Source organism: Pseudomonas sp. MWU12-2345 (assembly GCF_023242385.1).
Taxonomy (GTDB): domain Bacteria; phylum Pseudomonadota; class Gammaproteobacteria; order Pseudomonadales; family Pseudomonadaceae; genus Aquipseudomonas; species Aquipseudomonas gingeri_D.
In genome coordinates, this window is the sequence record NZ_JALLJA010000002.1 from 126,911 (window position 1) to 138,715 (window position 11,805).

General features: G+C 60.2%; 10 protein-coding genes. 8 read left to right on the top strand and 2 right to left on the bottom strand.

What is annotated here, in order from left to right; all coding sequences use genetic code 11:
- The first annotated feature begins 20 nt into the window (after window positions 1–20).
- The 5 genes from M5C71_RS06915 to M5C71_RS06935 all read left to right on the top strand — a co-directional run bounded on the left by M5C71_RS06915 (window position 21) and on the right by M5C71_RS06935 (window position 5,584).
- On the top strand, window positions 21–1,280 hold the full coding sequence (locus M5C71_RS06915; RefSeq protein WP_100941239.1) for an ATP-binding protein: 1,260 nt from the start codon (window positions 21–23) through the stop codon (window positions 1,278–1,280).
- Window positions 1,277–1,837, top strand: a complete 561-nt coding sequence (locus M5C71_RS06920) for a response regulator transcription factor (protein WP_100941240.1) — start codon at window positions 1,277–1,279, stop codon at window positions 1,835–1,837. The genes M5C71_RS06915 and M5C71_RS06920 overlap by 4 nt, the downstream gene beginning before the upstream one ends.
- Before the next feature lie 96 nt (window positions 1,838–1,933).
- On the top strand, window positions 1,934–3,664 hold the full coding sequence (locus M5C71_RS06925) for an ABC transporter ATP-binding protein/permease (RefSeq protein ID WP_177099428.1): 1,731 nt from the start codon (window positions 1,934–1,936) through the stop codon (window positions 3,662–3,664).
- A 71-nt stretch (window positions 3,665–3,735) separates the two neighbouring features.
- On the top strand, window positions 3,736–4,485 hold the full coding sequence (locus M5C71_RS06930) for a FadR/GntR family transcriptional regulator (protein ID WP_103494727.1): 750 nt from the start codon (window positions 3,736–3,738) through the stop codon (window positions 4,483–4,485).
- Window positions 4,486–5,077: 592 nt separating this feature from the next.
- Window positions 5,078–5,584, top strand: a complete 507-nt coding sequence (locus M5C71_RS06935) for a hypothetical protein (protein ID WP_103494729.1) — start codon at window positions 5,078–5,080, stop codon at window positions 5,582–5,584.
- A gap of 291 nt (window positions 5,585–5,875) precedes the next feature.
- Here M5C71_RS06935 and M5C71_RS06940 read toward each other — a convergent pair whose 3' ends face one another.
- A complete protein-coding gene (locus M5C71_RS06940; RefSeq protein WP_103494730.1) occupies window positions 5,876–6,064 on the bottom strand; it encodes a hypothetical protein in 189 nt (62 codons plus the stop codon).
- 14 nt (window positions 6,065–6,078) lie between these two features.
- Complete coding sequence (locus tag M5C71_RS06945) at window positions 6,079–7,704, bottom strand: phospholipase (RefSeq protein ID WP_248767527.1); 1,626 nt, start codon at window positions 7,702–7,704, stop codon at window positions 6,079–6,081.
- A gap of 226 nt (window positions 7,705–7,930) precedes the next feature.
- Here M5C71_RS06945 and kdgD point away from each other — a divergent pair, with 226 nt between their 5' ends.
- The 3 genes from kdgD (at window position 7,931) to M5C71_RS06960 (ending at window position 11,805) form a co-directional block, all read left to right on the top strand.
- Complete coding sequence (gene kdgD, locus M5C71_RS06950; protein ID WP_100941245.1) at window positions 7,931–8,842, top strand: 5-dehydro-4-deoxyglucarate dehydratase; 912 nt, start codon at window positions 7,931–7,933, stop codon at window positions 8,840–8,842.
- 57 nt (window positions 8,843–8,899) lie between these two features.
- Window positions 8,900–10,345 (top strand): aldehyde dehydrogenase family protein, encoded by a 1,446-nt coding sequence (locus M5C71_RS06955; RefSeq protein ID WP_103494733.1) that lies wholly within the window; start codon window positions 8,900–8,902, stop codon window positions 10,343–10,345.
- Between the two features lie 98 nt (window positions 10,346–10,443).
- A complete protein-coding gene (locus M5C71_RS06960) occupies window positions 10,444–11,805 on the top strand; it encodes an MFS transporter (protein ID WP_177099436.1) in 1,362 nt (453 codons plus the stop codon).

Here is an 11,805-nt window from a genome sequence, read left to right on the forward strand (position 1 = left end):
AGCGCTCATCAGGAGAGCTCATGCTCGCCCCCGTTCAGTTGTTGTCCGCGACCCGTCAGAACCTCTGGCGCCTGACCTTTATCCGTATTCTGGTGCTGGCGGCCCAGGCCGGTTCCGTGGGTATCGCCTACTGGTTCGACCTGCTGCCGTTGCCCTGGCTGCAACTGGCAATGACCCTGGCCTGTTCCATGGTGCTCTGCGCCTTCACCGTGGTGCGCCTGCGGACCACCTGGCCGGTCACTGAACTCGAATACGCCGTGCAACTGGCCTGCGACCTGTTTATCCACAGCGCCTTGCTGTATTTCTCCGGCGGCTCGACCAACCCCTTCGTCTCCTATTACCTGGTACCCCTGACCATCGCCGCCGTGACTTTGCCCTGGCGCTATTCGGTGGTGCTCTCCGGTGCGGCGCTGGTGCTCTACACCTTGTTGCTGGTGCAGTTCTACCCGCTGGAAACCTTCCCGATCTCCCGGGAGAAGCTGCAGATCTATGGCATGTGGCTGAGCTTTGCCCTGGCCGCCGCGGTGATCACGTTCTTCGCCGCGAAGATGGCCGAGGAATTGCGCCGCCAGGAAGAGTTGCGCGCCCTGCGCCGTGAAGAGGGCCTGCGGGACCAGCAACTGCTGGCGGTAGCGACCCAGGCCGCCGGCGCCGCCCATGAATTGGGTACGCCCCTGGCAACCATGAGTGTGCTGCTCAAGGAAATGCGCCAGGACCATTCGGACCCGCTGCTCCAGGACGACCTGAGCGTGCTCCAGGACCAGGTCAAGCTATGCAAGCAGACCTTGCAGCAACTGGTCCGCGCCGCCGAGGCCAATCGCCGGCTGGCGGTGGAGATGCAGGATGTCACGGTCTGGCTCGACGAAGCGCTGAACCGCTGGCACCTGATGCGCCCGGAAGCCAGTTACCGCTTCCAGCGCCTTGGCCAGGGCGATGTGCCGCGCCTGGCGCCGCCGCCGGACCTGACCCAGGCCTTGCTCAACCTGTTGAACAACGCCGCCGATGCCTGTCCCGAAGGCCTCGAAGTGCAGTTGGACTGGGATGAGGAAAACCTCACCATCAATATTCGTGACCACGGCGCCGGTGTGCCGCTGGCCATCGCCGAGCAGATCGGCAAACCGTTTTTCACCACCAAGGGCAAAGGCTTCGGCCTGGGCCTGTTCTTGAGCAAGGCCAGCGTGACCCGCGCTGGCGGCTCGGTGAAACTCTACAGTCATGAGGAAGGTGGCACGCTCACCGAGCTGCGCCTGCCCCGTGTTGCCCGAGGAGAAGAAGCATGAGTGACGAGATCCAGGTCGAAGGCGAGGAACTGCCGCACCTGTTGCTGGTGGACGACGACGCCACCTTTACCCGCGTGATGGCGCGGGCCATGAGCCGTCGCGGCTTTCGCGTCAGCACCGCCGGTTCCGCCGAAGAGGGCCTGATCCTGGCCCAGCAGGACCTGCCGGACTACGCCGCGCTGGACCTGAAGATGGACGGCGATTCCGGCCTGGTGCTGCTGCCCAAGCTGCTGGAGCTCGATCCGGAGATGCGCGTGCTGATCCTCACCGGCTATTCGAGCATCGCCACGGCGGTAGAGGCGATCAAGCGCGGGGCCTGTAACTACCTGTGCAAGCCGGCGGATGCCGACGACGTGCTGGCGGCCCTGCTCTCCGAGCATGCCGACCTCGATACCCTGGTGCCGGAAAACCCGATGTCGGTGGATCGCCTGCAATGGGAGCACATCCAGCGCGTGCTGACCGAGCACGAAGGCAATATCTCCGCCACCGCCCGCGCCCTGGGCATGCATCGGCGGACCTTGCAGCGCAAATTGCAGAAACGGCCGGTGCGGCGCTGAACCGGCGCTGAACGAATCCTTTTCAAATCGCGCTACGCCGGGTGCGAATCATCTATGATCGGTTGGTGAAATTTCTTACGCCAACCGAGCCTTAGAATGACTAAGAACGCTGAATATTCCGCGGTCAACGATGCAGTAGAAGGGCATTTTTTTCGTAGGGTCTGGCAACTGGCCTCGCCTTACTGGCGCAGTGAGGAGAAGGGCAAGGCCTGGCTGTTGCTGATCTGTGTGGTGGCCCTGTCACTCTTCAGCGTCGGCATTTCGGTCTGGCTGAACAATTGGTACAAGGATTTCTACAACGCCTTGCAGGAGAAAAACGGTGCGGCCTTCTGGCACCTGATCCTGTATTTCGGCGGGATTGCCGCCGTGGCCATCCTCGGCGCGGTCTATCGACTGTACCTGACCCAGATGCTCACCATCAGTTGGCGCCGCTGGCTGACCGAGCAGCATTTCAAGCGCTGGCTCGAGCACAAGAACTACTACCAGATGGAGGCGGGCGGGAACACCGACAACCCGGACCAACGGCTGAGTGAAGACCTCAACAGTTTTACCGCCGATACCCTGACCCTGGGCCTTGGCCTGTTTCGCACGGTGGTCAGCCTGGTGTCGTTCTCGATCATCCTCTGGGGGGTATCGGGGAGTATCGAAGTCTTCGGCATCAGCATTCCCGGCTACATGTTCTGGTGCGCCTTCCTCTACGCGGCCGTCGGCAGCTGGTTGACCCGGCTGATCGGTCGCCACTTGATTCCGTTGAACAACCAACAACAACGTTTTGAGGCCGATATGCGCTTCTCGTTGGTGCGGGTTCGCGAAAACGCCGAAAGCATTGCCCTTTATGATGGCGAGCCGAATGAAACGCAGCGCCTGAGCTCGCGTTTCGGCAAGGTCTGGTCCAACTACTGGGCGCTGATGCGAGTGACCAAGCGCTTGACGTTCTTCACCGCCGGTTACAGCCAGATTGCGATCATCTTCCCGTTCATGGTGGCGGCACCGCGCTATTTCGCCGGCAAGATCCAGCTCGGCGAGCTGATGCAGATCAACTCGGCGTTCGGCAATGTGCAGGAAAACTTCAGCTGGTTTATCGATGCGTACTCCAACCTCGCGGTGTGGAAAGCCACCTGTGACCGTCTGCTGAGTTTCCGTCAGGCCATGGTCGACAATGAAGAGCGTGTTCCAGCCATCGACGTGCAGAGCCAGGGTGAAGCCTTGCAGGTGAACAACCTGGAGCTGGATCTGGCGGACGGTCGGCATCTGCTGGCCGGTGCGAACATGAATGTGGCTCCGGGCGAACGGGTGATGCTCAGCGGGCGTTCCGGCACGGGCAAAAGTACCCTGTTGCGGGCCATGGGCAATCTCTGGCCACGGGGCGGTGGCAGTATCCGGTTGCCGGCCGCGCGCTCGCTGTTCCTGCCGCAGAAACCTTACCTGCCGATTGGCAGCCTGCGTGAGGCAATGAGTTATCCACAGCCCAGCGATGCCTACTCGGATGAGCGTTATCAGGAGGTCTTGCAGACTTGCCGTCTGCCGCACCTGGCCGGGCGCCTGGAGGAAAGCAATCACTGGCAACGCATGTTGTCCCCGGGCGAGCAACAGCGCCTGGCCTTCGCCCGTGCGCTGTTGTATGCGCCGCAATGGCTGTTTATGGACGAGGCCACCTCGGCCATGGATGAAGAAGACGAAACGGACCTCTATCAGGCCCTGATCGATCAGATTCCGGGGCTGGGCATTGTCAGCGTCGGCCATCGCAGCAGCTTGAAGAAATTCCACCCACGGCATCTGCGGATCGAGCGTGGACACCTGGTCACTCAGGAAGCGGTCAGCGCATAGCCAACAGTGATCGTACAACCCGGTTGAGCTATGATGCGCGCTCAGCCGTTCAGCCGAGATAGATGTTCGATATGGAAAACCAGAGCGCCGGGCTTCGCCCGACCCGAAAGCGCCGTAGTCTTGCCCAGGAGCTGGTCACCGTGCTCTCCGAGCAGATCCGTGATGGTCAGCTCAAGCGCGGGGACAAGTTACCCACCGAGTCGGCGATCATGGAGGCCCATGGTGTCAGCCGCACGGTGGTGCGCGAGGCGATCTCGCGCCTGCAGGCGGCCGGGCAGGTGGAAACCCGCCACGGCATCGGCACCTTTGTGCTGGACACGCCGAGCCCCAGCGGTTTTCGGATCGATCCGGCGACGGTGGTGACCCTGCGCGATGTGCTGGCGATCCTGGAGTTGCGGATCAGCCTGGAAGTCGAGTCGGCGGGGTTGGCGGCGCAGCGGCGCAGCGCCGAGCAGTTGGCGGCGATGCGGGCGGCGCTGGACGCGTTGAATGAAAGTGCGGCCCATGCCAGCGATGCGGTGGCGTCGGATTTCCAGTTCCACCTGCAGATTGCCCTGTCCACCGGCAACCGCTACTTCACCGATATCATGACCCACCTGGGCACCAGCATCATTCCCCGGACCCGTTTGAATTCGGCGCGGCTGGCCCATGATGACCAGCAGCACTACATGAATCGGCTGGGGCGCGAGCACGAAGAGATCTATGAGGCGATTGCCCGCCAGGATTCCGATGCGGCGCGGGCAGCGATGCGCCTGCATCTGACCAACAGCCGCGAGCGGTTGCGCCAGGCCCATGAAGAGGCCGAGGCGCAGAAAGGCTAGTTTCTCAGGGGGTGTAGAGATCCGTCTAAAGCTCTACTCGGAAGGTATCGTCCAGCCTCACCTCATAGGTCTTTTGGGTGACGATGTAGGTGAACTCGGGAAAGACTTCAAATCTGAGAAGGTCGCCTCGGTTTATGGAGTCGTCCAGGGTTATCTCCTTGACGGAGGCCCCCTTGGAAACTTTGTTTTCGGGTAACTTGATCCTATATGAATGCGCCATGACGGGTTTCCTTCCACCGGACCTGAAGTGATTTCAGGCCTTCTGAAATCATTCAATTCCCCCGTGAGATTTGTCGCTACTGTCAGAAATGACAGTAGCGACAAACGGTCTGCTCCTGGATCAACCGCCGTTGAGGATCGTCCGATCCACGCGCACGGCCCATTTCGTGGCTTTTGCCTGCACATCAAATGCCACTTCCCCCGTCGCATCCGCTGTCGCACGGGGATCTGACCGTTCGTCGTAACTGTTATTTCTGACAGTTACACCAAGACGCATCCTAGGTTTAGGCTTCTCACACCTGAAAGCGTATTTTTGTTTTTCAGGCCTCCATTGAATTAATCGATATTCAATAAATGATGAAAGGGTGCCAGTATGAAAACTCAGCCAGAAGCCTGGAACATAAAAATTTTTCTTGGTGATGTTCTCGTTGAAATGCCTGAACCCCGAGAGCAATATGAAGCTGCCCTCATCAGGATAAAGGTTGGAGAGATTTTATATATAAAAGGCCAAAAAGTTAGAGTCGTTAACAAAGACGTTGTGTCGGCCTTGAGTATTGCCAATAGAAGCTATCGAGTGAACGTTGCTTTTGTGGCAAATGTCAGCACGGAAGCAACCTCGCCTGAATCCGGCTTGCCTAGGTCGAAAGCCAAGAAAGAAAGTCACCAGGAAGAGCCTGTCACCGTAACAAAGATTAAAGATGGAAGTATCATGGCAAGTTGGGGGTCGTGGGAGAATTTTGCTTCCGCCTATTTGTCAAAAGGCGACATCATCACCTACGCGGCGTACCCTGATCAACGCAATGAAATAATCGGTGTTGAGTATTATGACTTCGCGGAAGATGGGTTTCTTATACGACAAGTTACGGAGCTATTGAACTAGGCCTGAAAGTTTGACGTGGCGGCTGATGTATTCGTTTTTTCTCCCTCGGAAAATTTTTGACCTTGACCCTCTTTGATGCAGTGAATGTTTTAATCAGTCGGCATGCTCCTGACGAGGCTGAGTTGCAGAAGAACCAGGCGTTTTTGCCGTTTATGATGTTGTCTGGTCGTACGTCTTCGCGGGCAAGCCCTGCTCCTATAGTTTGGTGTCGTGCACAAAACCAGTGAACGACACCAAACTATAGGAGCAGGGCTTGCCCGCGAAGAACGATAACGTGGTGCCCTTGGCGGATTACCGCTTCAGAATAGTCCGGTCCACACGCACCGCCCATTTCGCGGCTTTCGCCTGGGTGGCGAATACCACTTTCCCCGTCTCATCCGCCGTCGCCCGGGCAATCGCCACGCCATCGGCCAGCAGTTCCAGCGGCATATCCTTGAGTGACTGACCGGAAGCCAGTTCGAGTTTTACGGTAAAGGTCATGACTGATCTCCCTGTCACTGATGGTTGTCGATAAAGGTGGTGGCCTGGCCGTCCAGCGTGCCGATCAGCTCCGGCGAGCCACCACGGAACTGACGGAACACATTACGTCCCGTCCCGCCCACCGGCACATTCAACGTCGGCTGAAAGCGATCGGTCAGTTCGGCATAGGCCGTCCACGGGCCGATATAGGACTCATCCAGCCCCTTGGTGTAACTGAAGGCATAACGCACGGCATTGCCCGGCAGCCAGTTGGGTTCGCTGGGCATGCGGCTCTGCCAGCCATCGGCCTTGAGGGTCGGGGCCACGCCGGGCGGGTTGAGGTAGCCGGCAGGCAGGTTCGGCTTGTAGTCCTTGAGCAGCAGGTAGGTGCTCCAGCCCCACCAGCTGTCGCTCTGGCTACGATCGTTGAGGTTGTTGACGTCGTTGCGGCGCAGCACGGTCTTGCCCTTGAGGGCGAACAATGGGGCGAAATTCAGGCTGTCCTGGCTGTTTTCCACCTTCGTCAGGTCCGGCACCGAACGTAGCGCGGCATAGGCTTCGGGAGGTACGACGACGCCACTGAGAAACACTGCGAAGACTTCATCCACCGATTGCTGCACCGCCTGTTTGACCCGCAGCCGGTTGCCGCTGTCGACCGTGTCGAAATAGCGCTTGTCGCCGTAGCAGTTCCAGCGATCCCCCTGGGCGTTGCTGACTTTCAGGCCGAACTTGCTGTCTTCGTCGTGCATGAAACGCGAGATCAGCGAACCCACATCGCTGGGGGTGACGCTGTCGGCCAGTTGCTTGCGCGGTACCCGCAGATGGCCGCCGGAGAACAGGTCGGTGAGGAAGTGGTCGGCAAAGGCGTTCATCGCGTAGGCCAATTCCAGATCCTGGTCGACGCCGCTCTTGTGCGCCAGGGCGGCCTGTTGCAGGGCGGCGGCGTGCCCGGCCTGGTAAGCCAGCAGAGCCCATTCGCCGAAGTGGTCCCAGTTGCTCGCGGCCAGTTTCAGGTAGCGGCCAAGGGGAAACAGCGGCGAGGCAAAGCTGCCGCCACCGGTGATCTTGTTCCACTCGCCGGAGAGGGTATCGCCCAGTTCGTCGTAGGCTTCGTGAGGCTGCTTGCCGTCCTTGATCGCCTGGTTGGCGGCGTTGATCTCGGTTTTCATCACCTGCAGGATTTTCTGCGCTTCGTCGCGGGAGGCGGGCAGCACTGCCAGAGAGTTGAAGGCAGCGGTAAAGCGCGCCTGACGGTCGGCCGGGGTGCTGCCGTCGGCGATCGGTCGGTCCGCAATCCCGTAGAAATCGCCACCCAGGGCGACGATCTGGCCGTAGGTCAGGGCCAGGCCGTTGGTCAGGTGCAGTTCGACCTGCCAGGCCGGAATGGCGGGTGCGTCCTTGGCAAAACGCAGCTGGGCGCTGTCGCCGATGGCGGTGTGTTCACCGCCTTCGAAGCGCGCCTGGGGCTTGCCCTTGAGCGCGCTGTCGAACGCCGTTGGCTGATGATACTTGAGGGTGTGATGACCTTCAGCGAGAAGAATCACCGCTGCGCCGTCACCCGGAATGGCGATGCCTTGCTCGGTGAAAAGGGTGTCCAGCTCGGCAATGACCTTGCCGTCGTGCAGCAGGAAATCCTGCGCGTGCTGTGGAGTGGCTGACATGTCTGGCTCCTTGATATGTCGTTTTTATCGTTCAAATTAACTGTATGTATATACAGTTAAAATTGAGCTTAGATGAAAAACTTCCTACGTCAAGGAGGGAGATTCTTGTGGGATCGGCTGAGCGATTCCTGTTGACCTTTATTATTTAAGTTGTACGATGACGTACGACATCAGCCAGTCTGCGCTGTCTCTTTCATCACAACGTGCTTCCCAGGGTGTTCGAATAATGAATCCACAAGAACTGAAGTCCATCCTCTCCTCCGGCCTGCTGTCCTTTCCGGTGACCGATTTCAATGCCCAGGGCGATTTCCATCGCGCCGGCTACGTCAAGCGCCTGGAGTGGCTGGCCCCTTACGGCGCCACCGCGCTGTTCGCCGCCGGCGGTACCGGTGAATTCTTCTCCCTGGCAGCCAGTGAATATTCCGAAGTGGTGAAAACCGCCGTCGATACCTGCGCCGGTAGCGTGCCGATCCTCGCCGGTGTCGGTGGTGCGACCCGCCAGGCCATCGAATACGCCCAGGAAGCCGAACGTCTTGGCGCCAAAGGCCTGCTGCTGCTGCCGCACTACCTGACCGAAGCCAGCCAGGAAGGCGTTGCCGCCCACGTTGAAGCCGTGTGCAAGTCGGTGAAGATCGGCGTGGTGGTGTACAACCGCAACGTCTGCCGCCTGACCGCGCCGCTGCTGGAACGTCTGGCCGAGCGCTGCCCGAACCTGATCGGCTACAAGGATGGCCTGGGCGATATCGAGCTGATGGTGTCGATCCGTCATCGTCTCGGCGATCGTTTCAGCTACCTGGGCGGCCTGCCGACCGCGGAAGTCTATGCCGCGGCCTACAAGGCCCTCGGCGTGCCAGTCTACTCCTCGGCGGTGTTCAACTTCATCCCGAAAACCGCGATGGATTTCTACCACGCCATTGCCCGGGACGATCACGCCACCGTCGGCAAGATCATCGACGACTTCTTCCTGCCATACCTGGACATCCGCAACCGCCGCTCCGGCTACGCTGTGAGTATCGTCAAGGCTGGCGCGAAGATCGCCGGTTATGACGCCGGTCCCGTGCGTACGCCGCTGACCGATCTGCTGCCGGACGAATACGACGCCCTGGCCGCGCTGATCGACAAGCAAGGCGCACAGTAAGAACGAATAAACAGGCCGCTGAGCAATCAGCGGCTTTTTCGGTTCAGGAGGTTTTCCGTGGCAGATGCAAAACGTTTCGACAACTACATCGGTGGCCAATGGGTCGCCGGTGCCGAGTACTCGGCCAATATCAACCCGTCGGACTTGTCCGATGTCATTGGTGAGTACGCCAAGGCTGACCTGGTCCAGGTGCAGTCGGCCATCGACGCCGCTCGTGAGGCGTTCCCGGCCTGGTCCACTTCCGGCATCCAGGCCCGCAGCGATGCGCTGGATAAAGTCGGTTCGGAAATTCTCGCCCGTCGTGAAGAGCTGGGTAACCTGCTGGCCCGGGAAGAGGGCAAGACCCTGCCCGAAGCCATTGGCGAAGTGAGCCGTGCCGGTAATATCTTCAAGTTCTTCGCCGGCGAATGCCTGCGTCTCTCCGGCGACTACCTGCCGTCGGTACGTCCCGGCGTCAACGTCGAAGTGACCCGTGAAGCGCTGGGCGTGGTCGGCCTGATCACCCCATGGAACTTCCCGATCGCGATTCCGGCCTGGAAGATCGCTCCGGCCCTGGCCTACGGCAACTGCGTGGTGCTCAAGCCGGCCGAACTGGTTCCGGGTTGTGCCTGGGCCCTGGCGGAAATCATTTCCCGCGCCGGTTTCCCGGCCGGTGTGTTCAACCTGGTGATGGGCAGCGGCCGTCTGGTCGGCGACGCCATGGTCAACAGCCGGAAAGTCGACGGCATCAGCTTCACCGGTTCGGTCGGCGTCGGCCGGCAGATCGCGGTCAACTGTGTATCGCGCCAGGCCAAGGTGCAGCTGGAGATGGGCGGCAAGAACCCGCAGGTCATCCTCGATGACGCCGACCTCAAGCAGGCCGTCGAGCTGGCGGTGCAGAGCGCGTTCTACTCCACCGGCCAACGTTGCACGGCGTCCAGCCGTTTGATCGTCACCGCCGGAATTCATGACAAGTTCGTCGAAGCCATGGCCGAGCGCATGCGTTCGATCAAGGTCGGCCACGCCCTCAAGAGCGGTACCGACATTGGTCCTGTGGTGTCCCAGGCGCAACTGGAGCAGGATCTGAGCTACATCAACATCGGCCAGTCCGAAGGCGCGCGCCTGGTCTCCGGCGGTGAGCTGGTGACCTGCGATACCGAAGGCTATTTCCTCGCGCCGACCTTGTTTGCCGACAGCGAAGCCTCGATGCGCATCAGCCGTGAAGAAATCTTCGGCCCGGTGGCCAATATCGTCCGCGTCGCCGATTACGAAGCCGCGCTGGCCATGTCCAACGACACCGAGTTCGGCCTCTCCGCCGGTATCGCCACCACCTCGCTGAAGTACGCCAACCACTTCAAGCGCCACTCCCAGGCGGGGATGGTGATGGTCAACCTGCCGACCGCCGGCGTGGATTACCACGTGCCGTTCGGCGGGCGCAAAGGTTCGTCCTACGGTTCCCGCGAGCAAGGTCGCTACGCCCAGGAGTTCTACACCGTGGTCAAAACCAGCTACATCGGTTCGTAATCCGCTTTACCCGCACGGGGCTCTTGCCTGAAGCCTCGTGCGGTACATCACTGAATGTTTTACCCGCGTAAAAAAATAAAGAGTGGGAGTACATCTACATGCAAGCGACCAAGCAGACACATGTCCGCTATTTGATTCTGCTCATGCTGTTCCTGGTGACCACGATCAACTACGCCGACCGTGCCACCATCGCCATTGCCGGTTCCAGCCTGCAAAAAAGCCTCGGCATCGACGCCGTCACCCTCGGTTATATCTTCTCCGCCTTCGGCTGGGCCTATGTGCTCGGGCAGATTCCCGGCGGCTGGCTGCTCGACCGTTTCGGCTCGAAAAAAGTCTACGCCCTGAGCATCTTCACCTGGTCGCTGTTCACCGCCATGCAAGGTTATGTCGGCGAGTTCGGTGTCTCCACCGCGGTGGTCGCGCTGTTCATGCTGCGCTTCCTGGTGGGCCTGGCCGAAGCGCCATCCTTTCCCGGTAACGCCCGTATCGTCGCGGCCTGGTTCCCCACCGCCGAACGCGGCACCGCCTCGGCGATCTTCAACTCCGCGCAATACTTCGCCACCGTGCTGTTCGCGCCGCTGATGGGCTGGATCGTGTACACCTTCGGCTGGCAGCATGTGTTCCTGGTGATGGGTTGCCTGGGCGTGGTGTTCTCGCTGATCTGGCTGAAAGTTATCCACAGCCCGCGCCAGCACCCGATGATCAACGACGCCGAGTTCAACCATATTGCCGAGAACGGCGGCATGGTCGACATGGACCAGGGCAAGGCCGCCGGTGGCGGTCCGAAGTGGGACTACGTGCGCCAACTGCTGACCAACCGGATGATGCTCGGTGTCTACCTGGGCCAGTACTGCATCAACGGCATCACCTATTTCTTCCTGACCTGGTTCCCGGTGTACCTGGTGCAGGAGCGCGGCATGACCATCCTCAAGGCCGGCTTTATCGCCTCCTTGCCGGCCATCTGCGGTTTTATCGGTGGCGTGCTGGGCGGGATCATTTCCGACTACCTGCTGCGCCGCGGCCATTCCCTGACCTTCGCCCGCAAGGCGCCGATCATTGGCGGCCTGTTGCTTTCGACCACCATCGTCGCCTGCAACTACGTAGACATCGAATGGATGGTGGTGGGCTTCATGGCCCTGGCCTTCTTCGGCAAGGGCGTGGGTGCGCTGGGCTGGGCAGTGGTTTCCGATACCTCGCCGAAGCAGATTGCCGGTTTGAGTGGCGGCCTGTTCAACATGTTCGGCAATATCGCCTCCATCACCACGCCGATCGTGATCGGCTACATCATCAGCGCCACCGGTTCGTTCAAGTGGGCCCTGGTGTTTGTCGGCGCCAATGCGTTGTTGGCGGTGATCAGCTATGTGGTGATCGTCGGTGAGATCAAGCGCGTCGAACTGCGCGATCCGCCCGCCGGTCCCAAGCTCAATAGCGAGCCCCGTCTGTCCCAAGCCCATTCCTGA

Excerpts from the sequence above, each read along its gene's own strand:
- M5C71_RS06925 (WP_177099428.1), top strand. The coding sequence starts at position 1,934 with ATGACTAAGAACGCTGAATATTCCGCGGTCAACGATGCAGTAGAAGGG.
- M5C71_RS06945 (WP_248767527.1), bottom strand. The coding sequence starts at position 7,704 with ATGTCAGCCACTCCACAGCACGCGCAGGATTTCCTGCTGCACGACGGC.
- kdgD (WP_100941245.1), top strand. The coding sequence starts at position 7,931 with ATGAATCCACAAGAACTGAAGTCCATCCTCTCCTCCGGCCTGCTGTCC.
- M5C71_RS06915 (WP_100941239.1), top strand. The coding sequence starts at position 21 with ATGCTCGCCCCCGTTCAGTTGTTGTCCGCGACCCGTCAGAACCTCTGG.
- M5C71_RS06930 (WP_103494727.1), top strand. The coding sequence starts at position 3,736 with ATGGAAAACCAGAGCGCCGGGCTTCGCCCGACCCGAAAGCGCCGTAGT.
- M5C71_RS06940 (WP_103494730.1), bottom strand. The coding sequence starts at position 6,064 with ATGACCTTTACCGTAAAACTCGAACTGGCTTCCGGTCAGTCACTCAAG.
- M5C71_RS06935 (WP_103494729.1), top strand. The coding sequence starts at position 5,078 with ATGAAAACTCAGCCAGAAGCCTGGAACATAAAAATTTTTCTTGGTGAT.
- M5C71_RS06920 (WP_100941240.1), top strand. The coding sequence starts at position 1,277 with ATGAGTGACGAGATCCAGGTCGAAGGCGAGGAACTGCCGCACCTGTTG.
- M5C71_RS06960 (WP_177099436.1), top strand. The coding sequence starts at position 10,444 with ATGCAAGCGACCAAGCAGACACATGTCCGCTATTTGATTCTGCTCATG.